The following is a 20,736-nucleotide window of genomic DNA, read 5'->3' on the forward strand; positions in this document are numbered from 1 at the left end:
ACTGTGACGTATTCGAGACCTCAGGACGCGCAATGGGTGTCCATCTTCCACCGGTTTATCTCATGAGCGTGTTAGCGTGGCGCGCATGACCGACACCACCACCGTCGTCTCGCCGGCATCTCCGGCGACCGCAGCACCCCTCCGTGAGGTCGGCGCCCTGATCCGGGGCGCCCGCAAGGGCCGCAGCATGACGCAGGCCCAGCTCGCCGAACGCGTCGGCACCAGCCAGAGCGCGATCAACCGCATCGAGCAGGGCGGGCAGAACCTGTCCCTCGAGATGCTCACCCGCATCAGCGACGCCCTCGACCAGCAGATCGTCTCGATCGGCGGTGCGCCGCAGCGCGCCCACCTGCGCGTGCAGGGCGGCCGGAAGCTCAGCGGCTCCATCGCGGTGAACTCGAGCAAGAACGCCGCCGTGGCGCTGCTCTGCGCCTCGCTGCTCAACCGCGGCGTGACCCGTCTGCACAAGGTCGCCCGGATCGTCGAGGTCGACCGCATCATCGACGTGCTCCGCAGCCTCGGCGCGAGCGTCACGTGGTCGGAGGACGGCGAGACCCTCGAGATCGTCGCCCCGGACGACCTGCACCTCGACGCGATCGACGCCGACGCCGCCCGCCGCACCCGCAGCGTGCTCATGTTCCTCGGCCCGCTCAGCGGCCGGTACGAGTCCTTCCGCCTGCCCTACGCCGGCGGCTGCGACCTCGGCACCCGCACGGTCGAGCCGCACCTCATCGCGCTCCGTCCGTTCGGCGTGGACGTCGAGGCGACCTCCGGCTGGTACGAGGTCGACGTCGCGAACCAGGCCGTCCCCACCAAGTCGGTCGTGCTCACCGAGCGCGGTGACACCGTGACCGAGAACGCGATCCTGGCCGCCGCGGCCCGCGACGGCGAGACCGTCATCCGGAACGCCAGCCCCAACTACATGGTGCAGGACCTCTGCTTCTTCCTCGAGCTGCTCGGGGTGCAGATCGAGGGCATCGGCACCACCACGCTCCGCATCACCGGCAAGAGCCGCATCGACGAGGTCGTGGACTACTGGCCGAGCGAGGACCCGGTCGAGGCGATGAGCCTGCTGACCGCCGGCATCGTCACAGCGTCGACCCTCACCGTGACCCGTGCACCGATCGAGTTCCTCGAGATCGAGCTCGCGACCCTGGCCGAGATGGGCCTGCGCTTCGACGTCAGCGAGGAGTACGCCGCGGCCAACGGCCGCACCCGCCTCGTCGACATCACGGTGCACCCGTCCGAGCTGCACGCGCCGATCGACAAGATCCACGCGATGCCGTTCCCCGGCCTGAACATCGACAACCTGCCGTTCTTCGTCGTCATCGCAGCCATGGCCGAGGGCACCACGCTCGTGCACGACTGGGTCTACGAGGGCCGGGCGATCCACCTGCTCGACCTCACCCGCCTGGGCGCGAGCGTCACCCTGCGTGACCCGCACCGCCTCGACGTCACCGGCCCGACGCACTTCTCCGGTGCCGAGATCAGCTGCCCGCCGGCGCTGCGGCCCGCCGTGGTGATCCTGCTGGCGATGCTCGCGGCGAAGGGCGAGAGCGTCCTGCGCAACGTCGGCATCATCGCCCGTGGCTACGAGCAGCTCCAGGAGCGCCTCAACTCGCTCGGCGCGTCCATCGAGACGTTCCACGACTGACGCTCCGGCGAGCAAGGCCCCCGCAAGACACCGGTGTTCGCCGGTTGAACACGTGCAGACCGCGGTTCAGCACGCGAACACCGGTGTTGTGCGCTCCCTCCCTGACGGCGGCTGCACTCCCCCGCCCGGCGGCTGTTCCTGTCGCTCGGGATCGTCGCGGGCGTGCTCGCGATGCTCCTGCCGCCGGCCGCCGTCGCGGTCGGTGACGCGACCGACCCGGCGAGCTCGATCGAGGAAGCCGGTTTCGCACCCGGCTCGTTCTCCGCGCACCTGGCCGAGGTGCGTCCCGCCCTCGCCGCCTTCGGCGCCGCGTTCATCCGGCAGGTCTTCGCCGAGTACCTGTTCCACACCGACCGCGCGTCCCGCAGGTCGTGGCTGGGCAGCCTGGAGGCGCGGCTCGCCTCCGTCGCGCGACCCCGCGTCTGGTCGCTGGTCACCGCTGCGACGGGGGTCGTGGTGTCCTCCGTGCTCGTCGGGTCGCGTTCCGGGTGGGCCGCCGGTGCCTTGCTGCCGGTCGCGCTCGGCGGGGCGGCCGGCATCGCCGCGTACCTCGTGTCGAAGCGGACCGCGTCGTGGGCACTTGGTCCGGGTGCCGGAGGCGGCGCCTCGGACACGGCGTCGATCGGGGTCGGCCGCGGTGCCTGGCGGATCCACCTCTCCGCGTCGACCGTCGTGGTCGAGCGGGGGCTCGTGGTGTTCATGCTCTTCGAGATCCTCGACGGCGTGTACAGCCTGTCGGTGCTGCTGTGGGCGAGTCTGCTCGTGCCGATCCCGGGCGTCGTCGTGGGGTGCTTCGGGACCGTCGTGATCGGGTCGGCGCTGATGGGTTCCCTGCCGTGGCGTGCGTGGTGGCGGCGGGTGGTGCGGCGGCCGCGGGCGGTGTGAGCGGCGGTTCGTGAGGCGTCGTGCGGTGTGGTGCGGCGCGTCGTTCGGCCGTGGTGCGGCGCGTCGTTCGGCCGTGGTGCGGCGCGTCGTTCGGCTGTTCTGGAAGGATCCACCGTGGATCGGCGTTGACTGGCGGGTCGGACGACGATCGGAGTGCACGTGCTGGGACCGGAACTGGTGGTCGTGCTCGGCCTCGCCATCGCACTGACGGCGGCCGTGGCCGATCGGATCCGGATCGCTCCACCCGTGCTGCTCCTGGTCTTCGGCGCGCTGCTGGCGTTCGTGCCCCAGTTCGCGGACGTCGAGCTCCCCGCCGAGGCCGTGCTGCTGCTGTTCCTGCCGGCGCTGCTCTACTGGGAGAGTCTGACGACGTCGCTCCGCGAGATCCGGAAGAACCTGCGCGGCATCGTCCTGATGGGGACCTTGCTCGTCGTGGTGACCGCCGGTGCCGTCGCCGTGCTGCTGCACCTGCTCGGGATCCCGTGGGGGCCGGCCTGGGTGCTCGGCGCCGCGGTCGCCCCGACCGACGCGACCGCGGTCGGTGTGCTCACGAAGATGCTGCCGCGGCGGAACGTCACGGTGCTCCGCGCCGAGAGCCTGGTGAACGACGGCACCACCCTGGTGGTCTACGGCATCGCGGTGGCCGTCACCGTCGGTACGCAGGAGCTCACCTTCTGGGGTGTGTCGGGCATGCTCGTCCTGTCGTACATCGGCGGCGTCGCCGCCGGTCTCGTCGCCGCCTGGATCGGGACGATGGTGCTGCGGCGCGTGGACACCGTCGTGCTCGAGAACCTCGTCACCCTGCTCGTGCCCTTCGCGGCCTTCCTGGCCGCCGAGGCCATCGGCGCCTCCGGCGTGCTCGCCGTCGTGGCGGCCGGCATCGTCGTCAGCCAGGTCGGCCCCAAGCTCGACCGCGCCGAGACCCGCCAGCAGGTGCGTGCGTTCTGGTCGTTCCTGACCTTCCTGCTCAACGGCGCACTGTTCGTGCTGGTCGGCATCGAGGCGATGGTCGCCGCACGCGCACTCGACCCCGCCGACCTGCTGCGCGGGACCGGGATCGTCTTCGCGGTCGCGGTGCTGCTCGTCATCGTGCGGTTCGCGTTCCTGAACGCCGCGGGCGGAACCATCTGGCTCGTCACCCGACGCACCGGCGGGGAACCGCGCGAGGGGCACCGCGACCGGCTCGTCAGCGGGTTCGCCGGGTTCCGGGGCGCGGTGTCGCTCGCCATGGCCGTCGCCGTGCCGCGCACCCTCGAGTCCGGCGGCGACTTCCCCGAGCGCGACCTCATCGTCTTCGTCACCGCCGGGGTGGTCATCGTCACGATCGTCGGGCAGGCCCTCGTACTGCCGGCCGTCCTGCGTCGCGCCGCGCTGCCCGAGGACGAGTCCGTCAGCGAGGAACGTCGCTACGCCGAACGCACCGCGATCGAGGAGGCGCTCGATGCGCTCCCCCGTCTCGCACGGTCGACCGGAGCCGATCGTGCCACCGTCGATCGCCTGCGGAAGGACTACGAGGCACACCTCGACGTGATCGATGCTCGGGAAGGGGACGACGACGACCATCCCGCGCTGCAGCGGCACGACAACGCGGTCGCCCTCGAGCTGGCGCTCGTCCAGCACAAGGCGAACACGCTGTTGCGCCTGCGCGACGCCGACGAGATCGACGACCTGGTGCTGCGTCAGGTCCGCGCCGGGTACGACGCGGAAGAGGCGCGGCTGGACGGCATGGAGTCGGTGGCGTCACCGCCCACGTCGTCGTAGGGCGGCTCCGGGCGCACCTGGTCGAATCGGGCGTACCCGGTCTGTCGTTCTGACCAGGTACGCCCGTTTCCAGTTCCCATCACAGCCGTCATGGGAAGGAACGCACTCGCCCGGCCGGCTGGTCAGGGCCGCGCGTCGAACCGTCGGCGGTAGCTCGAGGGTGTGCTGCCGAACGCCACGGCGAAGTTCTGCCGCAGCGTGACCGGGTTGCCGAACCCGCACGCTGCGGCGATCCGGTCGACGGGCAGGTCGGTGGTCTCGAGCAGTCGACGGGCCTCGTCCAGACGGCGACTCCGTACCCAGGCCGCGGGGGTGGTGCCGGTCGACACCCTGAAGGCCCGGACGAAGCTGCGGCGGCTCATGTGGGCCGCCGCAGCGAGTCGGTCGACGCCGAGCTCCTCGTCCAGGTGCTCCACCGCCCAGGCCGATGCCGTCGCCACCGGGTCGTCGTCGCGACGCTGCACGACCGGCCGCTCGATGTACTGGGCCTGGCCGCCTTCGCGGTGCGGCGCGACGACCAGGCTCCGCGCGACCCGGTTCGCAGCCTCGGCGCCCAGCCGCGTCCGCACGACGTGCAGGCACGCGTCCAGCCCGGACGCCGTGCCCGCCGACGTCAGCACGTCACCGTGGTCGACGTAGAGCACGTCGGGGTCCACGGTGACGTCGGGGTGCGCGGCGGCGAGCCGGTCGACCTCGCGCCAGTGCGTCACAGCGCTGCGTCCGGCGAGGAGCCCGGCACCGGCGACCGCGATCGACCCGAGGCACAGACCGACCACGACCGATCCACGCGCGTGCGCTTCGACGACCGCCCGCTCGGTCGGTGTCGGCAGGCGGGTGCCGTCGTCGGTCCAGGACGGCACCACGACCAGGTCGGCGTCCGCCGCGGCGGCGAGCCCCTGAACCGGACCGAGCGTCAGCCCCTCGGCGGTCCGGACCGAACCGGGCCGGTCGGAGAAGACGACGGTCTCCCAGTCGGCGAGCCCGAGTCGAGTGACCTCGTCGAACACCATCTGCGGGACCGACAGGTGGAACATCGTGATGCCGTCGAAGGCGTAGATGGCGATCCGCACGCGGGACTCCTCCGGTTTGGCCTGGATCCATCGTACCGATGCACGCGTGCCAATCGCCCCGGGGGCATCGACGGACGAGGATCGTCGAGTACGCCCACCGACCCAAGGAGCTCCCGTGTCCGATCCCCAGCGCGCCCTCGTCCTCGTCGACATCCAGCTGGAGTACTTCAGCGGTCCACTCGAGGTCCGGTTCCCGCCCGTCCGCGACGCGCTCGCGCAGATCACGACCGCGATCGACGCCGCGACGGCTGCCGACACGCCGATCGTCGTCGTCCAGCACACCGCCGGCGATGCTGCTCCCGTGTTCAACCCGACGACGGAGGCGTTCGCCCTGCACCCCGAGATCGAGCGGCGACGGACGCCCGAGTGGCATCAGGTCACGAAGCAGTTCAGCTCCGTCTTCGCCCACACGGACCTGCTCGCCTGGCTGCAGGAGCGGTCGATCGACACGGTCACCCTGGTCGGCTTCATGACGAACAACTGCATCATCGCCTCGGCGGCCGAGGCGGAGGCGCTCGGCGTCTCGGTCGAGGTGCTGTCCGACGCGACGGGCGCGATCAACATCGTCAACGCCGGCGGGGCCGTGTCCGCCGAGACGGTGCACCGGACGCTGATGGCGTTGTTGCAGTCGAACCTCGCCGCCGTCGCACCGACCTCGGAGTGGACGTCGGCACTCACCGCCGGAGTCGCGATCCCCAGGGACGCGCTGCCGACGTCGGCTCTCGCGGGGACCCAGCGGTTCCCGGGCTGACATCGGTTCTCATCTATAAATGTATTGCAACTTCTGCATGTGTGACCTACGCTGAGGGCATCCCAACCGACGATCAGCAGGAGGTCACCATGGCTGAGCACGAGAACAGCGCCGAGCACACCGTCGCCGAGCACGCACACCAGGACGGCTGCGGCCACGAGACGGTCCAGCACGACGACCACGTCGACTTCGTCCACGACGGACACAAGCACGCCCAGCACGGCGACCACTACGACGAGCACTGATCGACAGCGCTGATCACCAGCACCGACACGACGGCCCCGACGCACCGCGTCGGGGCCGTCGTGTTGCATGCACGTATGCGCGTGCGCTTACATGAGTCCATGTCAGACGGGATCGAAGCAGCGGCGGACCTCTTCAAGGCGCTGTCCTCGCCCGCCCGACTGCGGATCCTGTCCGCGCTGATCTCCCGGTCGTCCGACGTCGGCTCCCTCGCCGAAGCGACCGAACTGTCGCAGCCCCTGGTGTCCCAGCACCTTCGCACGCTGCGGCTCGCGGGCATCGTGCAGGTCGAACGCATCGGGCGGAACGCCGTGTACTCGCTGCACGACGAGCACATCGCGCACATCGTCGGCGATGCTGTCAGCCACGTGCGCGAGGCCGAAGCCGGCTGATCACCGACTGCGCCTGACACACGTCAGCAGCAGTCACAGCCGTCGCCTTCCCGCTCCCCCGTCAGCGCCGACACCGGCTGCTTGCACGCGTCACCGCGCCAGGCCTCGAGTCCCTCGCGTACGGCGAACACCACCACGACGAGTCCGGCGAGCGGATCGGCCCACCACCAGCCGAACAGGCTGTTCGCCAGCAGGCCGAGCAGCACCGCCGCCGACAGGTAGCTGCAGATCAGCGTCTGCTTCGAGTCGGCGATGGCCGACGCCGAACCGAGTTCGCGTCCGGTCCGCCGTTCGACGAGGCTCAGGAACGGCATGACCGCCAGGCTCACCGCGGCCAGGACGATGCCGACCGGACTGTGCTCCGGCGACCGGACACCCGTGAAGGTCAGGACGGCATCGACACTGACCACGACGGCGAGCCCGAAGAACGAGACCGCGATCACCCGCAGTGCCGTTCGCTCCCGGGCCTCCGGGTCACGCCCGGCGAACTGCCACGCGACGGCCGCTGCCGACAGGACCTCGACGATCGAGTCGAGCCCGAAGCCGATCAGCGCGGTGGAGGAAGCAACCGAGCCGGCGGCGATCGCCACGACGGCCTCGATCACGTTGTAGGCGATGGTGGCCGCGACGATCCACCTGATCCGTCGCCGGAGCACGCCGACACGGACCGGTGCGAGCGACACCGATACCGTGCTCACCGCTCGACCTCACAGCCGGCGTCCGCGACCCAGCCGTCATCGGCGACGTCCACCGCCAGCACCACGTCGACGAGGGACTCGAGCGCGCGAGTGAGGTTGCGGTCCGCGATCTCGTACCGGGTCCGACGCCCCTCGGGCACGGCGACGACGATCCCGCAGCCGCGCAGGCACGCCAGGTGGTTCGACACGTTCGTCCGCGTCAGCTCGAGTTCCTCGGCGAGCCGCGCCGGGTAGCCGGGTTCGTCGAGCAGCCGGAGCAGGATCCGCGCACGCGTGGGGTCGGAGAGCGCCCGCCCGAGGCGGTTCAACACGTCGTGCCGCGAGGCAATGGTCAGCATGTACTGACCATACCCGAGCTCAGACGTCCCCGAGCCGCCGCCCGGTCAGCGCGTCGTTCCAGCTCGTGCGGCCGCCGGGACCACGCGACTCGTGCACGCCGTCGTGGCCGCGTGGTCGATCGCACCACCAGCGGTCGAAGACGCTGCGGCAGCGGTGGTCGGACTGGTGGTCGGTGTCGTGGTTCTCGCACATCGCACCGATGAGACGTCACGACGCGTCGTTCCGTCACGACCCGGCGCCGAACTCCCTCCACCACGAACGATGGTGAGCAGGAACGGTCGAGTCCCCCTTCAGCACCCGACCGATCCTGCTCACCAACCGCCCGACGACGCGAGCGCCAGCGATGCGAGCGCCCGCGACGCGAGCGCAACCCGCCGCTAGCGCTTCAGGTTCGTGAGCTCCTGCAGCACCTCGTCCGAGGTGGTGATGATGCGGGCGTTCGCCTGGAACCCGCGCTGCGCCACGATCAGGTTCGTGAACTCCTGCGACAGGTCGACGTTCGACATCTCGAGCGTCCCCGCCGCGAGCGACCCGACGCCCGCCGAGCCGGGACCGCCGACCGTCGCACCGCCCGAGTTCGCGGTGGCACGGTAGCCCGACGCCCCGGTCTTCTCGAGGCCGGCCGGGTTGGCGAACGTGGCGAGGGCGATGCGGCCGAGCGCGAGCGACGCGCCGTTCGAGAACGTGCCGGTGACGGTGCCGTCCTTCGAGATCGAGTAGCCCTGCAGTGCGCCGGCCTCGCGGCCGTTCTGTGAACCGATCGCCGCGGTGTTGAGCGAGGCGAACCCGGTCAGGTCGCCCATGTCGACCCGGATCCCACCGACGGCGAGGGTCCCGCCGGCGGTCAGCTTGCCGTCGGTGCCGAAGGTCAGCGAGGTCGTCGCCGTGGTGCCCTGGCCGTTGCGCCCGGTGACGTCCCAGCCGTCGGCGGTGCGCGTGTAGGCGAGCGACATCGTGTGCTTGGCACCCGAGGCGTCGTACACGGTGGCCTCGCGCGTGATGGTCTGGCCGACCGCGGTCTCGGACGGCAGGTTTCCGGCGACCGTGGCGGCGGTGGTGCGGACCGCCGGGGCCGCGGCGTCGAGCGGCAGCGTGATGTCGGACAGCTGGCCGTTCTCGTTGACGACGCCGTTCGTGGCCGGGTAGCCCTGCACGATCTTGCCGTCGGCGGTGACCAGGCGGCCGTCCGCGTCGAAGTCGAACGCACCGGCGCGGGTGTAGACGGTGTCGTTGCCCAGGCGGGTGACGAAGAAGCCGTCGCCCGAGATCATCAGGTCGGTCGCCTTGCCGGTGGCCTGCGCCGAGCCCTGGGAGAAGTTCGTGGAGACCCCGGCGACCTGCACGCCGAGGCCGATCTGGGCCGGGTTCGTGCCGCCGATGCCGGTCTGCGGTCCGCCGGCACCCTGGGTCATCTGCGACAGGGTGTCCTGGAACACGGTGGTCGACGACTTGAAGCCGACGGTGTTGACGTTGGCGATGTTGTTGCCGGTGACGTCGAGCATCTGCTGGTGGGAGCGGAGGCCGGAGATCCCGGAGTAGAGCGAGCGGAGCATGGTGCGTCCTTTCGGAGAGGCAGGAAGAGCGAGGAAGAACGAGGAAGAACGAGGAAGAGCGAGGAAGAACGGGGAAGGCAGGCCTGGGCGTCAGGGAGCCGGAGCGGTGGTGGTGATGCCGGAGATCACGTCGAGAGCGACCTCCTTCCCGTTCACGGTGACCGTGGGGACGCTGTTCGCGTACGACACGGCCGAGGCGGTCCCGGTGACGGACTTGCCCGAGTCGGCGTCGGTGTAGCTGACCTGCTTGCCGACGAGGTTCGCTGCGGCGATGCGCATCTGGAGCGAGAAGTTCTCGTTCCCCGTCGTGGTCTGGTTGGTGATCTGCTCCATCATCGCGAGCTGCGTCTGCTGGCTGATCATCTGGTTGGTGTCCATCGGCGAGGACGGGTCCTGGTTGCGCAACTGCGTGACGAGCAGCTTCATGAAGACCTCGGAGTCCATCGTCTGGGACTTCTGGGCGGTCGAGTTGGCGGCCAGGGCCGCTGCCTGCGCGGTCGGGTCCACGCTGCCGGTGATGCCGTCGATGGGCATGGTGAGTTCCTGTTCGTGAGCCGGATCAGGCGAGGACGTCGAGTCCCGCGGTGCGGATGGAGGACGTGTGGGCGGGGAGCTGCGTACGCGGGGTGACCCGCGCCTCCAGGCCGGGGTCGCCAGGCAGCGCACGCGCGGCCGGACGCTCGTCGCGACCCGGCGCGTCGTGCGGCTGGTTCTGGGAGGACAGGTCGAGCGTGGTGCTCACACCGGTGCCGGCCGCGTCGCGTCGCAGGTCCGGCAGGACCTGGCGGACGGCCTCGCGGCCGGCGTCCGACGCGGCGAACAGCTCGACGTGCATGCCGTGCGCGGTGACGTGCGCGCGGACCGTGACCGGGCCGAGGCTGTCCGGCACGACCTGCACGGTGACGACGTGCTCGCCTGGCCCGGCCTGGGCGAGCGAGAACACCGGTCGCGCCAGCTGCTGGGCGAGCGGTGCCGGGGCCGGCGCGGTCGCCGCGGCGGGCGCGGTGGTCGGCGTCGTCGACATGACGAACGGCGTCTCGCCACCGCGGCTGGGGGCGACGGCCGGGAGGCCCGGATCACCCGGCGTCGACGCCTGCTGCTCCGTCCCCTGGCCGGCTCGGGAGCCGGTGCCGGCTGCCGGGGCAGCGACGGTCGCGACGACCGGCGCCTGGGCCGGGGTCACGGTGGCGGTGTCACCGTCGGCGGTGCGGCCGGTGGCGGGGGCCGCGATCGCGGCAGCGGCCGTCGCGGCGGTCGTCGCCGGGTCGGTCGCGGCAGCGGTCGTCGCGGGGGTGGCGCCTGCGACGGTCGTCGCGGCAGCGGCCGGAGACGCGGTGCCGACGGGCGCCACGGCGGGGGTCGCCGTGGCGGTGGTCGCCGGGCCCGTCGTCGCTGCGGCAGCGGTCTCCCGTGCCGCGTTCGCCGCGGGTGCCTGCTGCGGGGTCGCCGTGGCGGGGGCGGTGGTCGGCGCCGGGGTCGACGGGACCGGCGTGGAGGCGTCCCCCTCCACCGACGGCGGAGTCGTGGTCGTTCCGACGGTCGCCCCTGCGGCGGCCACGACGACGTGTGGGTCGCCGGCGGGTGTCTCGGCAGCGCTGCTGGCCGACTGGTCCCCCGTGTTGCTCGCGAGGCCCGCCGGCGCGACGGGTGCGGCCACGGCCACGAGTCCGCCGGCGAGCAGCGCCTGCGCGTCGACCGACGGGGAATCGTTCGCGGGCACCGACTGGTCCGACGTGGACACGGACGCAGCCGGCGTGGCGGTGCTCGGCGTCGCGGCCGAGCCGTCCGCCGTGCGGCCGTCGGCGTCGTCCCGCCCGGCGGCACCGTCTCCGGGGCGTCGCTCGGTCGCGACGGCGGCGGTCAGTGCGGCGCCGAAGGACCCGGCGGCCTCGGGGTCGGACGCCGCACTCCGGCTGGGGCCCGGTGCGGCGGGCACGGACGGCTGGGTGGCGATGGTCAGGCTCATGCGGCGCTCCCGGACTGCATCATGGACAGCAGCGCGGCGGTCTGCAGGTCGGTCGCGGAATGCGCTGCCGAGGCGGTCGGCGCGGTGATGGCCGCCGGTGCCGCGTGTGCGGGAACGATCCGGCGGATGGTCGCGATGTCGGCGTCGGAGTACCAGTTGTCGACGATCCGGACGTCCTTGCCGGGGCGTGGCGCGTGCAGCACCTTGCCGTCGCCGACGTAGATGACGACGTGGCCCTCGCCCTTCGGGATGATCAGGTCGCCGGGCTGCGCGTCCTTCAGGGAACCGACCTCGACGCCCATCTTCGCCTGGTCCGGCACGACCCGGGGCATGGTGACCCCGAGGTCCTTGAACACCGTCTGCACCAGGCCCGAGCAGTCCATGCCCGCGGTCGTCTCCCCGCCGAACACGTACGGCACGCCGAGGTACTTCTTCGCGTCGGCCACGACGTCGGCCCCGGTGGCACCGCTGCCGGTGGCGAGGGTGCCGGCCCCGGCGTCGACCGAGGTCCCGGGCGCACGGGTGGCCGTCGGGGCCGCTGCGGCGGTCGCACCGGCAGCGGTCGCCGCGCCGGTCGTGCCGTCGGCGGTGGCGAGGGCGTCGGCGAAGGCCGCCGACCCCGCGGCACCGCTGGTGGTGGACGCGCTCGGGGCAGCCGTGGCCGTCCCGCCGCGCAGCGTGTCGATCTGGGACCGGATCTCCGAGATCCGGGAGAGCACCGCTTCGACGCTCATCGGGCACCACCTTCCGTGCGGCGTCGTGCCGCGATCTCGTCGAGGGCGTTCTGTTCGGTCCGGAGTTCCTCGGCCGCCTGCTGCTCGGTGTGCTTGCCCTCGAGCTTCTCGAGGCCGACGGCGGCGCGACGGGCCGCGGTGTAGTCCTGCTGTGCCCGGTCGGCGTCGGCACGGCGGTTCTGCACCACGGCGTCGAGCTCCTCGAGCATCCCGCGGGTCGCGGCACGTGCTGCGGCGACGGCGCTCAGGGTGGCGGCGTCCTGGATCGGCTGGGCGTCCTCGCTGTCGGCGAGGCTCCGGCGTGCCGCGATCCGGGCGTCGGCGGCGTCACGGACGCGCTCGTTCGCGGTGGCCAGCGTGGCGGCGGCACGGTCCTGTTCGGTGTGGCGCAGGCGCAGGAGTCCGGCGAGCGGGAAACGGCGGGCCATCACGACACCCCCAGCTGCTGCACGAGGCCACCGAGGCGCTGCCAGGACGCGTCGGCGGTCGCTCGCTCGTCCATGCCCTGGCGCAGGAACGCGTCGATCGATCCCTGGTGGTCGACGGCAGCGTCGACCAGCGGGTTCGACCCGCGCTGGTACGCGCCGACGTCGAGCAGGTCCTGGGCACCGGCACGGGCGGCCATCACCTTCCGCAGCACGGTGGCGGCGGCACGCTGCTCGGGTCGGGTGACCTTCGAAGCGACGCGGGACACCGAGCCGAGGGCATCGACCGACGGGAAGTGCCCGGTGATCGCGAGCTTGCGGTCGAGCACGACGTGGCCGTCGAGGATGCTGCGGGCCGCGTCGGCGATCGGCTCGTTGTGGTCGTCCCCGTCGACCAGCACGGTGTACATGCCGGTGATGCTGCCGACCCGGTCGGTCCCGGCGCGCTCGAGCAGTCCCGCGAGCACCGAGAACGTCGACGGCGGGTAGCCCCGGGTGGCCGGCGGTTCCCCCACCGACAGACCGATCTCACGCTGCGCCATCGCGACGCGGGTGAGCGAGTCCATCATGAGCACGACGTCCTGGCCGGCGTCGCGGAACGACTCGGCGATGCGGGTGGCCACGAACGCGGCGCGCAGGCGCATGAGCGCGGGCTCGTCGGAGGTCGACACGACGACGATCGAGCGGGCGAGCCCCTCGGGTCCGAGGTCGTCCTCCAGGAACTCGCGCACCTCACGGCCGCGCTCCCCCACCAGGGCGATGACATTGACGGCCGCGTCGCTGCCGCGCGCGATCATCGACAGGAGTGACGACTTGCCCACGCCGGACCCGGCGAACAGGCCCATGCGCTGCCCGCGGCCGACGGTGGTCAGGGTGTCGAGCACGCGGACGCCGAGCTGCATCGGGGTGTCGATGCGGGTCCGGGCCATCGCGCTCGGGGTGTCGTGGTCGAGCGGGACCCAGGTGACCGGTTCGCCGCCGGGGCCCTCGAGCGGACCGCGGTCGTCGATCGGTCGGCCGAGCCCGTCGAGCACGCGGCCGAACAGACCGGATCCGGTCGGCACGAGCACCGGGCGGCCGGTCGGGCGCGCCGGGGTGCCCGCGGTCACGCCGGTCAGGCGGCCGAGCGGCATGCAGCGGACGCCAGAGGCATCGGTGGCGACGACCTCGACCGCGGTCTGTTCGCCGTCCTCGGCGCCGACCGTGACGACCTCGCCGACGCGGGCGTCGAGCCCGGCGACCGTCAGCCCCAGGCCGACGGCGCTCGTGACGACACCGACCCGCTGGGGTGCGGCGCGCAGCAGCGCCTCGTCGAGACCGCGGGGACGGAGCAGCGTGGCGGTCACCGGTCGGCTCCCGTCGCGTCGACACCCAGAGCGGTGCGGGCGCGGTCGAGCGCCGTGGCGATGCGCGCGTCGAGCATGCCGTCCGGCAGGTCGACGACGGCGTCGCCGTCGCGCAGGGCGCCGTCGGCGACGACCGGCACCGGCAGGTCGAGGCCGGCGACGCGAGCGGCGTCCGCCGGGCTCAGCCGGACGGCCACCGGGACCGTGCGGTCGGCGGACGCGAGCGCCCGCCGGACGGTGGCCTCGGCGCCGGACGCGATCCGGGCCTCCCGGCTGCCCTGTCCGTCCGGACCGTCGACGACGGTCGCGTCGTGTGCGGGCCTGGAGGCGCGGACCACGTTCCCGACGATCGCCTCGGCCAGGTCGACCGCCGCGCTCGCGACCGACGCCTCGGCGTCCGCCAGGACGGGTGCGACCGTGGACAGCATGGCGTTCGTGGCGGCGTCGAGGACCGCGATCCGGCGTGCCGTGTCGGCCTGCAGCGCGGCGATCCGCGCGGCGTGCTCGGTCTCCAGCCGGGCGCGCAGGGCGTCGGTCTCGGCCTGCGCGGCCCGCAGGCCGGCGGTGTACCCGGCCGCGTGCCCGCGGACGTCCGCGCTCGACGCACGCTCGCGTCCGGCGGGGTCGGCGAGCACCGGGAAGGCGACGCGGTGCACGACGGTGTCAGTCAACGAGCTCGTCCTCCTCGGCGCGGTGCACGGTGACGACGCCCTGGGCCTCGAGCTCGCGAACGGAGCGGACGACCTCGGCACGGGCTTCCTCGACCTGCGAGACGCGGACCGGGCCCATGGCCTGCAGTTCGTCGTCGAGCAGTTCACGGTTGCGCTCGGACACGTTCGCGCGGATGGTCTCGACGACCGGCCCGGCTGCGCCCTTCATGGCGGTCGCGAGGATCTTCGAGTCGATGCCGCGCAGCACCTGCTGGATGTCGCGGGACTCGAGCTTCACGATGTCCTCGAAGGTGAGCATGCGGGAGCGGATGTCCTCGGCGAGCTCCGGGTCGCGGGCCTCGAGTCCCTCGAGCACGGCCTTCTCGGTCGCGACGTCCGAGCGGTTGATGATGTCGACCAGGGGCGCGATGCCACCGACGACCTCGACGCTCTCGCGCGGCGACACGACGGCCCCGGCGCGCTGGCGCAGCACACCGGCGACGATGCCGACGGCCTCGGGGGTCGCGCTGCCCATGGTGGCGAAGGCCTGGGCGACGTCGGTGCGGACCCGCTCGTCGATCCCGGCGAGCACGGCGCTGGCCTGCCCGGGGCCCAGGTGGGCGAGCACGAGGGCGATCGTCTGCGGCAGCTCGCCCTCGAGCAGGGAGATGACCTGGCCGGGTTCGGCGTCGTCGAGGAAGTCGAACGACTGGCCGGCGAGGTTCGAGGCCAGACGGTCCATCACGCCGGCGGCGCGCTCGGCGCCGAACGACGCCTCGAGCAGCCCGAGGGCGGTCTCCTTGCCGCCGCGCTTCTGCAGCCGGCCGCTCATCGTGATCCGGTGGAACTCCGACAGCGTCTGGTCGACGACGGTGTCCTCGACGCGGCGCATCCGGACGATCTCGGCGGAGATCTCCTCGGCCTCCATCTCGGTGAACTGCTTCATCACCTCGGCGGCGCGGTCGGTCTCCATCTGCATGAGGATGAGCGCGACCTTCTGCGCGCCGGTCAGCGCACGGTCGCTCGGACCGGTCCCACCGCCGGGGCTCGGCACCAGGGCGCTCACACCGGTGCCCGGTCGTCGAGGAGCCCGCGCAGGAGCTCGGCGGTGCGCTTCGGGTCGCGCTCGGCCAGGGCGGAGATGTCCTGACGGCGGCGCTCGGCGGTGATCTCCTCGGTCGTCAGCACCTCGGTGGGGGCGTCGCCGCCGGGCATCGCCGACAGGACGGCGGTCGGGGCGTCACCGGCACCGAGCGTCGCCCGGTCGTCGACGCCGTCCATCGCGAGCGGCAGCTGGAACGTCTCACCGGCGAAGGCGTCGAGCTCGCCGAGGTCGACGGCCTCGCGCTCCTGCTTCCGGTTGCGACGGGCGACGAAGATCATGATCGCGATGACGGCGAGGACGATGCCGATCACGATGCCGGCGGTGCGGATCGACGACCACAGTGCTTCCTGCTGGTCGGCCTTCTGCTGGGCTTCGAGGGCCTTGGCGGCCTGGTCGGAAGCGCTCGTGTCGAAGTCCATCATCGCGACCTTGACCTGGTCGCCGCGGTTCTGATCCACACCCGCGGCGGCGGACACCAGGTCGTTGATGCTCTGCAGGTTCGCGTTCTGGACGGCGTCGGCCTTGGAGTTCAGCGCGACCGAGATGGTCTGCCGGTCGAGTCCGCCCGAGGGGATCTGCGTGGTCTCGGTGGTGTGGTCGACGGCGTTGTTCTTCGTCGCCGATTCGTTCTTGTACCCGTCGTCGCCGGTGCCGCTCGTCGTGGTGCCGTTGGGGACGGCGATGTTGTCCGGACCGAGGACCCCGGTCGCGCCGGTCCCCGCACCGGCGCCGGCGCCGTACTCCTCGGTGGTGCTCGACTCGTTCAGCGCGACCGGGCCCGACGTGGGAGACGTGTAGCTCTCGGACGTCCGGGTGCCGGACTCCTGGTTCATCGTCCCGGAGACCACGACGGTCGCGTTGCCGACACCGAGCGTGGTGTCGAGCAGGTCCTGGATCTTCTTGCTCGTCGCCGCGTCGTAGTCGGCGGCCTGGTCCGCGCCGCTCCCGGTCGCACCGGTGCCGACAGCGGACAGGGTCTGGCCCTTCGCGTCGACGACCGAGACGTCGGTGGGCTGCATGCCCTCGACCGAGGCGCTCGTCAGGTGCACGATGGCCTGCACCTGGTCGGTGCTCAGCTGCGTGCCGTTGTCGGTCGCGATGAACACCGACGCGGTCGGGTCCTTCTCCTCGGAGACGAACACCGACTTCTCCGGGATCGCGAGCTGCACGGTGGCGGTCTGCACGCCGTCCATCGCGCCGATGGTCTTGGCGAGCTCGCCCTCCATCGCGCGCTTGTAGGTGACGTCCTGCTGGAACTCCGAGCTCGTCACGCCCATCTCGTCGAGCAGCGAGTAGCCGCCCTCGTTCGACGACGGCAGGCCGTTCGACGCCGCCTTGAGCCGCTCCGAGTACACCTGCGCCTGCGGCACGAGGATGGTCGCGCCGCCGTCGGTGAGCTGGAACGGCACGCCGTCGGTCTGCAGCTGGTCCGTGATGGAGCTCGCGTCGGCCGCGGCGAGGCCGGTGAAGAGCGGGGCGTAGGACGCCTTGCCGAGCCAGGACGCGAGGGCGATCCCACCGAGCACGAGCGCCGCGATCGCCAGGATCGCGATGGTGCGCTGAGCGGCGGAGAAGCCCTTCACGTAGGCGCTGAGGCGCGCGAAGACGTTCTTGACGGCGACGGGCATCAGGCCTGCATCCTCATGATCTCGTTGAAGGCGTCGACGCCCTTGTTGCGGACGGCGGAGACGAGCTCGAGCGTGACCTGCGCGCGGGTGGCGGCGATCGTGGCGTCGTGGATGTCGTCGAGGTTGCCGGTCACGGCCTTGAGCGCGAGGGTCTTCGAGTCGCTCTGCAGCGACTGCAGCCCGTCGACGGCGTTGCCGAGGCTCGCGGCGAACCCGCTGCCGTCGGTGGTCGCGCCGGCGGCTGCGGTCGCGTTCGTGCTGTCGCTGGACGTCCCCGACACACTCGTCAGGGCGTTCGTCATCGCGTTGGTGGTCACACCGTTGACGGCGTCGATGGGCATCAGTTCTTCCCGATCTGCAGTGCCGCCTCGTAGGCGGTCTTGGCACGGTCGACCACGGCGGCGTTCGCCTGGTAGCCGCGCTGGGCCATGATGAGGTCCGCCATCTGCGTGCCGAGGTCGATGTCGGGCATGCGGACGTAGCCCTCCTCGTTCGCGAGCGGGTTGTCCGGGTCGTAGGTCACACGGCCGGCGGCGCTGCCGAACGCTGCGCCCTTGACGTAGGCGCCGGAGACGCCGTTGCCCTCCTGCACCTCGACGTAGCGCGCCTGGAACGCGGTGTCGTCCATCGACTTCACGGTGTTCGCGTTGGCGATGTTGTCCGAGACGGCGTCGAGCCACTTCCGGTGCACGGTCAGGCCGGTGCTCGCGATGCCGATCGCGTCGAAGGTCGTCACGAGTTCGTCCGCATCGCCGCACGGACACTGGTGAGCTCGGAGTTCATCGCCTGCGTGGCGAACTGGTACCGCAGCACGGTGTCGATGTTCGACAGCGTCTCCTCGTCGAGGTTGACGTTGTTGCCGTTCGTGTTCGTCGGCTCGAGGCTGCGCGCCATCGTCGGGGTGGTGGCACCGTCGCCGTCCACGATCGACTTCGCCAGGGCGTCCTCGAACTGGACCTTCTCGGCGTGGTAGTTCGTCGTGTTGATGTTCGCGATGTTGTTCGCGATCACCTTCTGGCGCATCGACAGACCGTCGAGTGCGCTCTGCAGCGCGACGCTCGTCACGGAATCGAACACGAAGGGTCCCCTCGTCAGGCGTCGTCGGTGCGACGTCGCCGTGCGGTGGTGGCCGATCCCTGGCCGAACTGGTGAGCGATCCGTGCTCGAGTGGCGCTATCGGTGCCCGTCGTGCGGCACGTTAGGCGTCGCCCCGAACGGGGGGCGGGGCGGGGCGCCCGAGATGCGACAGAGCACCCGTCGATCGACGGGTGCTCTGTCGCAGAACTGGTGCTGGGGCGTGGGTCAGGCGGAAGCGTCGAGGTACACGGAGCCGCGGGGCTCGCGCGTGGCGTCGACGGCGCGCAGGGCACCGAGGTGCTCCAGCGTCGAGCGGCGGTCCGCCTCGAGCACCGTCATGCGGTCCCGCTGCGCGGCGAGCAGCCGGGAGGCCCGTCCCACCAGGTCACGCGGCAGCGGTCCCAGCCCGGTCGGCTCCGACCACCCCGCCACGGCCGTGGCGTCGGCCGCCTGCCCGGCGGCGTCGTGCTCCAGGGACGTGAGCAGGGCCTCCCAGGCGAGCCGCTCCGCCGTCTGCTCAGGCGACACCGAGGGCTCCCCCGGTCGGCGCTTGCGCGGCGGGCGTCGCGGGCAGCGACGCGGCCGCCTCGTGCCACGACTGACGCAGCGGCTCGAGGATCCGGATGCAGTCCCGGGTGGCCTGCACGTCGCGGTGCACGTTCGCCGTGATGAGCGAGGTAGAGGCGTAGTTGTAGACGGCGAGGAGGCCCTCGCCGCCGTCCCAGACGTCGATCCGGAGGGTGCTCGAGAGCTCGCCGACGATCGCCTGGGCGTGCAGGAGCTGCTCGCGGGCCGCCTCCCAGTCGGCGGCGACCTGCGCTGCCTCGGCACGGTGCAGGTCGAGCAGCAGCCGGTCGTAGAGCATCGTCACGAGCTGGGCCGGCGTCGCCGACAGCACCGCCTCGTTCGTGTACTGGGCACGACGCTGGTCGGTGACGGTGCGCGGCTGGGCGGCCTGGCGGAAGGCGGCTGCCTGGAAGTCGAAGGTCATGGTCGTTCCCGTCAGCTCGACGTCGAGGCCAGCTGGCTGGCGAGCCAGCTCGACTGCGACTGGAGCTTGCTGAGGCTGGTCTCGAGGGATGAGTAGAGGGTCTGCAGGGCGGCCCGGCGCATCGTCAAACGGTCGGTCCAGCTGTCGATCTGGGTGTTGAGGTCCTTGGCGACGGCCTGCTGCCCGGTGATGGACGTGGTGACCGAGCCGTCGTACTTGTCGGACGCGGCGGTGGCCGCGGCGCCGACGTTCGCGGCGACCCCGGAGAGCATTGCCTGGGTGGCCTTCGGGTCCGCGGCGAGTGCCTTCTGGAAGACCTCGGGGTCGAAGGTGAAGCTGCCGTCCTTCGTGATCACGATGCCGATCGTCGACGGCGACCTGCCGTCGACGGGGGCGGACATCGTGCTCGTGAGCCGCTGCACGGCGTCGCGGGACGCACCGTCGCCGAGCAGGACGCCGGCCTTCGTCGTCGTGGTGCCGGACGTCGCACTGGTCGAGCTCGACACCGCGGTGTTCGTCTTGTAGTAGGCGGCGATCGCGTTCATCGCGTCGACGAGCCCGGAGGCCACGGACTGGGCCTTCGTGGTGTCCTGCGCGACCGTCACCGTGACGGGTTCGGTGGTGGCCTTCGACACGGTGACGTCGAGCCCGGGGACGAGCCCGGTGAAGGTGTTCGTGGCGCTCGTGACCGTCTGCGCGGCGGCGGTGCCGGCCCAGAGGGTGACGCTGGCGTCGGTCGCCGCGGTGACGACGGCGGCACCGGTCTCGGTGAGGACGTTCGTCGCGGTGCCCGCTGCCACGTCGTCGGCGCCGCCCCGGTACACCTGGAAGCCGCCGGCCGCCCCGGTCTTGGCGGACGTGAGCTGCAGGCGGTAGAGCTTGCTGCCGTCGGCGTCGGTGCCGGCGGAGACCTTCGTCGCGGTGACATACGCACCGGACTTGTTCAGGGCGGACACGGCGTCGTCGAGCGAACCGGACGCCGGCGTCACGGTGGTGGACCGGCCGTCCGCGCCGACGATCGTGATCGGCTGCGCACCGGTCGCCCACGTCGACATCGCGGCCGTGACCCCGACCTGGGCCGAGGCGGTCGAACCGACGGTGAAGCTGATGGAGCCCGCGGTCGCGCCGGTACCGGTCACGGCGGTGACACTCGGCGCGGTGCTCGTCGCGGCGAAGAGGTCGAGCGACGAGGCCTTCGCGGCGTCCGCGGCCTTCGTGGCGAGCCCCTGGATCAACCCGTTGAGCGTCTGCAGTGACGAGATGAACGAGTTGGTGGTGGTGAGCTTGTTCTTGAGCAGGGTCTGCGGGACCCCCTCGACGCTCATCAGCGAGTTGATGAGGTCGGTCGTCTTGAGACCGCTGACCAGACCGTCGATCGCGAGGCTGGTGCTCGAGGACACGGACGAGGACATCGTCGACACTCCCTGGCGTCGTGGAGGTGGTCAGGATGGCGACGTCCGTCCTCCGG

25 protein-coding genes are annotated in these 20,736 nt (G+C 71.7%); 6 read left to right on the forward strand and 19 right to left on the reverse strand.

Going from position 1 to position 20,736, the window contains the following annotated elements; all coding sequences use genetic code 11:
- The first annotated feature begins 85 nt into the window (after positions 1 to 85).
- The 3 genes from DEI85_RS08620 to DEI85_RS08630 all read left to right on the forward strand — a co-directional run bounded on the left by DEI85_RS08620 (position 86) and on the right by DEI85_RS08630 (position 4,300).
- Complete coding sequence (locus DEI85_RS08620) at positions 86 to 1,654, forward strand: helix-turn-helix domain-containing protein (RefSeq protein ID WP_176708770.1); 1,569 nt, start codon at positions 86 to 88, stop codon at positions 1,652 to 1,654.
- Between the two features lie 111 nt (positions 1,655 to 1,765).
- Positions 1,766 to 2,539 (forward strand): DUF475 domain-containing protein, encoded by a 774-nt coding sequence (locus tag DEI85_RS08625; protein ID WP_349815125.1) that lies wholly within the window; start codon positions 1,766 to 1,768, stop codon positions 2,537 to 2,539.
- A 159-nt stretch (positions 2,540 to 2,698) separates the two neighbouring features.
- Positions 2,699 to 4,300 carry a Na+/H+ antiporter gene (locus DEI85_RS08630; protein WP_111123065.1) on the forward strand — a complete coding sequence of 534 codons (1,602 nt, stop codon included), beginning with the start codon at positions 2,699 to 2,701 and terminating at the stop codon, positions 4,298 to 4,300.
- Between the two features lie 122 nt (positions 4,301 to 4,422).
- Here the strand turns inward: DEI85_RS08630 and DEI85_RS08635 are convergent, their stop codons facing one another.
- Complete coding sequence (locus tag DEI85_RS08635) at positions 4,423 to 5,370, reverse strand: GlxA family transcriptional regulator (protein WP_111123027.1); 948 nt, start codon at positions 5,368 to 5,370, stop codon at positions 4,423 to 4,425.
- Between the two features lie 115 nt (positions 5,371 to 5,485).
- Between DEI85_RS08635 and DEI85_RS08640 the strand changes: the two genes are divergently transcribed.
- The 3 genes from DEI85_RS08640 (at position 5,486) to DEI85_RS08650 (ending at position 6,756) form a co-directional block, all read left to right on the forward strand.
- Entirely contained in the window at positions 5,486 to 6,121 is a 636-nt protein-coding gene (locus tag DEI85_RS08640; RefSeq protein WP_111123028.1) for an isochorismatase family protein, read from the forward strand.
- Positions 6,122 to 6,210: 89 nt separating this feature from the next.
- Positions 6,211 to 6,366, forward strand: coding sequence for a zinc transporter permease (locus DEI85_RS08645; RefSeq protein ID WP_110860088.1), 156 nt, complete (start codon positions 6,211 to 6,213; stop codon positions 6,364 to 6,366).
- A 99-nt stretch (positions 6,367 to 6,465) separates the two neighbouring features.
- Entirely contained in the window at positions 6,466 to 6,756 is a 291-nt protein-coding gene (locus tag DEI85_RS08650; RefSeq protein WP_110859852.1) for an ArsR/SmtB family transcription factor, read from the forward strand.
- Between the two features lie 23 nt (positions 6,757 to 6,779).
- On the opposite strand, the gene DEI85_RS08655 is transcribed toward DEI85_RS08650, so the two are convergent.
- The 18 genes from DEI85_RS08655 to fliD form a co-directional block, all read right to left on the reverse strand.
- A complete protein-coding gene (locus tag DEI85_RS08655; protein ID WP_111123029.1) occupies positions 6,780 to 7,454 on the reverse strand; it encodes a cation diffusion facilitator family transporter in 675 nt (224 codons plus the stop codon).
- Complete coding sequence (cmtR, locus tag DEI85_RS08660; protein ID WP_110859848.1) at positions 7,451 to 7,792, reverse strand: Cd(II)/Pb(II)-sensing metalloregulatory transcriptional regulator CmtR; 342 nt, start codon at positions 7,790 to 7,792, stop codon at positions 7,451 to 7,453. The genes DEI85_RS08655 and cmtR overlap by 4 nt, the downstream gene beginning before the upstream one ends.
- Positions 7,793 to 7,811: 19 nt before the next feature.
- On the reverse strand, positions 7,812 to 7,985 hold the full coding sequence (locus DEI85_RS08665) for a hypothetical protein (RefSeq protein WP_181420035.1): 174 nt from the start codon (positions 7,983 to 7,985) through the stop codon (positions 7,812 to 7,814).
- A 185-nt stretch (positions 7,986 to 8,170) separates the two neighbouring features.
- Positions 8,171 to 9,346, reverse strand: coding sequence for a flagellar hook protein FlgE (locus DEI85_RS08670; protein WP_110859846.1), 1,176 nt, complete (start codon positions 9,344 to 9,346; stop codon positions 8,171 to 8,173).
- A 90-nt stretch (positions 9,347 to 9,436) separates the two neighbouring features.
- A complete protein-coding gene (locus DEI85_RS08675; protein WP_110859844.1) occupies positions 9,437 to 9,880 on the reverse strand; it encodes a flagellar hook assembly protein FlgD in 444 nt (147 codons plus the stop codon).
- A gap of 25 nt (positions 9,881 to 9,905) precedes the next feature.
- Positions 9,906 to 11,312: a flagellar hook-length control protein FliK gene (locus tag DEI85_RS08680; protein ID WP_111123030.1), complete on the reverse strand. Its 1,407-nt coding sequence runs from the start codon at positions 11,310 to 11,312 to the stop codon at positions 9,906 to 9,908.
- Positions 11,309 to 12,046 carry a C40 family peptidase gene (locus DEI85_RS08685; protein ID WP_111123031.1) on the reverse strand — a complete coding sequence of 246 codons (738 nt, stop codon included), beginning with the start codon at positions 12,044 to 12,046 and terminating at the stop codon, positions 11,309 to 11,311. Before DEI85_RS08685 ends, DEI85_RS08680 begins: the two co-directional genes overlap by 4 nt.
- Positions 12,043 to 12,474, reverse strand: a complete 432-nt coding sequence (locus DEI85_RS08690) for a flagellar FliJ family protein (protein WP_071403924.1) — start codon at positions 12,472 to 12,474, stop codon at positions 12,043 to 12,045. Before DEI85_RS08690 ends, DEI85_RS08685 begins: the two co-directional genes overlap by 4 nt.
- Entirely contained in the window at positions 12,474 to 13,817 is a 1,344-nt protein-coding gene (locus tag DEI85_RS08695; RefSeq protein WP_111123032.1) for a FliI/YscN family ATPase, read from the reverse strand. The genes DEI85_RS08690 and DEI85_RS08695 overlap by 1 nt, the downstream gene beginning before the upstream one ends.
- Positions 13,814 to 14,488, reverse strand: coding sequence for a FliH/SctL family protein (locus DEI85_RS08700; RefSeq protein ID WP_111090857.1), 675 nt, complete (start codon positions 14,486 to 14,488; stop codon positions 13,814 to 13,816). Before DEI85_RS08700 ends, DEI85_RS08695 begins: the two co-directional genes overlap by 4 nt.
- The gene (gene fliG, locus DEI85_RS08705) at positions 14,481 to 15,533 is read right to left on the reverse strand and encodes a flagellar motor switch protein FliG (RefSeq protein ID WP_111090858.1); all 1,053 of its coding nucleotides are present in this window, start codon (positions 15,531 to 15,533) and stop codon (positions 14,481 to 14,483) included. The genes DEI85_RS08700 and fliG overlap by 8 nt, the downstream gene beginning before the upstream one ends.
- On the reverse strand, positions 15,530 to 17,200 hold the full coding sequence (gene fliF, locus DEI85_RS08710) for a flagellar basal-body MS-ring/collar protein FliF (RefSeq protein ID WP_111123034.1): 1,671 nt from the start codon (positions 17,198 to 17,200) through the stop codon (positions 15,530 to 15,532). Before fliF ends, fliG begins: the two co-directional genes overlap by 4 nt.
- Positions 17,200 to 17,541, reverse strand: a complete 342-nt coding sequence (gene fliE / locus DEI85_RS08715; RefSeq protein ID WP_071244597.1) for a flagellar hook-basal body complex protein FliE — start codon at positions 17,539 to 17,541, stop codon at positions 17,200 to 17,202. Before fliE ends, fliF begins: the two co-directional genes overlap by 1 nt.
- Complete coding sequence (locus DEI85_RS08720; protein ID WP_071244596.1) at positions 17,541 to 17,936, reverse strand: flagellar basal body rod protein FlgC; 396 nt, start codon at positions 17,934 to 17,936, stop codon at positions 17,541 to 17,543. The genes fliE and DEI85_RS08720 overlap by 1 nt, the downstream gene beginning before the upstream one ends.
- A complete protein-coding gene (locus tag DEI85_RS08725; RefSeq protein WP_017886135.1) occupies positions 17,933 to 18,277 on the reverse strand; it encodes a flagellar basal body protein in 345 nt (114 codons plus the stop codon). The genes DEI85_RS08720 and DEI85_RS08725 overlap by 4 nt, the downstream gene beginning before the upstream one ends.
- 225 nt (positions 18,278 to 18,502) lie before the next feature.
- Positions 18,503 to 18,805: a hypothetical protein gene (locus tag DEI85_RS08730; protein WP_110859829.1), complete on the reverse strand. Its 303-nt coding sequence runs from the start codon at positions 18,803 to 18,805 to the stop codon at positions 18,503 to 18,505.
- Positions 18,795 to 19,268, reverse strand: coding sequence for a flagellar export chaperone FliS (gene fliS / locus DEI85_RS08735; protein WP_110859827.1), 474 nt, complete (start codon positions 19,266 to 19,268; stop codon positions 18,795 to 18,797). The genes DEI85_RS08730 and fliS overlap by 11 nt, the downstream gene beginning before the upstream one ends.
- Positions 19,269 to 19,279: 11 nt before the next feature.
- Entirely contained in the window at positions 19,280 to 20,668 is a 1,389-nt protein-coding gene (gene fliD / locus DEI85_RS08740; RefSeq protein WP_258376243.1) for a flagellar filament capping protein FliD, read from the reverse strand.
- Between the last annotated feature and the right edge of the window lie 68 nt (positions 20,669 to 20,736).

Source organism: Curtobacterium sp. MCBD17_026 (assembly GCF_003234895.2).
Classification (GTDB): Bacteria; Actinomycetota; Actinomycetes; order Actinomycetales; family Microbacteriaceae; genus Curtobacterium; species Curtobacterium flaccumfaciens.

What these genes read in the sequence shown, in the direction of transcription:
- DEI85_RS08620 (WP_176708770.1), top strand. Translation starts at nt 86, where the DNA reads ATGACCGACACCACCACCGTCGTCTCGCCGGCATCTCCGGCGACCGCA.
- DEI85_RS08680 (WP_111123030.1), bottom strand. Translation starts at nt 11,312, where the DNA reads ATGAGCCTGACCATCGCCACCCAGCCGTCCGTGCCCGCCGCACCGGGC.
- DEI85_RS08665 (WP_181420035.1), bottom strand. Translation starts at nt 7,985, where the DNA reads ATGTGCGAGAACCACGACACCGACCACCAGTCCGACCACCGCTGCCGC.
- DEI85_RS08650 (WP_110859852.1), top strand. Translation starts at nt 6,466, where the DNA reads ATGTCAGACGGGATCGAAGCAGCGGCGGACCTCTTCAAGGCGCTGTCC.
- fliE (WP_071244597.1), bottom strand. Translation starts at nt 17,541, where the DNA reads ATGCCCATCGACGCCGTCAACGGTGTGACCACCAACGCGATGACGAAC.
- DEI85_RS08675 (WP_110859844.1), bottom strand. Translation starts at nt 9,880, where the DNA reads ATGCCCATCGACGGCATCACCGGCAGCGTGGACCCGACCGCGCAGGCA.
- DEI85_RS08690 (WP_071403924.1), bottom strand. Translation starts at nt 12,474, where the DNA reads ATGGCCCGCCGTTTCCCGCTCGCCGGACTCCTGCGCCTGCGCCACACC.
- DEI85_RS08685 (WP_111123031.1), bottom strand. Translation starts at nt 12,046, where the DNA reads ATGAGCGTCGAAGCGGTGCTCTCCCGGATCTCGGAGATCCGGTCCCAG.
- cmtR (WP_110859848.1), bottom strand. Translation starts at nt 7,792, where the DNA reads ATGCTGACCATTGCCTCGCGGCACGACGTGTTGAACCGCCTCGGGCGG.
- DEI85_RS08645 (WP_110860088.1), top strand. Translation starts at nt 6,211, where the DNA reads ATGGCTGAGCACGAGAACAGCGCCGAGCACACCGTCGCCGAGCACGCA.
- DEI85_RS08670 (WP_110859846.1), bottom strand. Translation starts at nt 9,346, where the DNA reads ATGCTCCGCTCGCTCTACTCCGGGATCTCCGGCCTCCGCTCCCACCAG.
- fliF (WP_111123034.1), bottom strand. Translation starts at nt 17,200, where the DNA reads ATGCCCGTCGCCGTCAAGAACGTCTTCGCGCGCCTCAGCGCCTACGTG.
- fliS (WP_110859827.1), bottom strand. Translation starts at nt 19,268, where the DNA reads ATGACCTTCGACTTCCAGGCAGCCGCCTTCCGCCAGGCCGCCCAGCCG.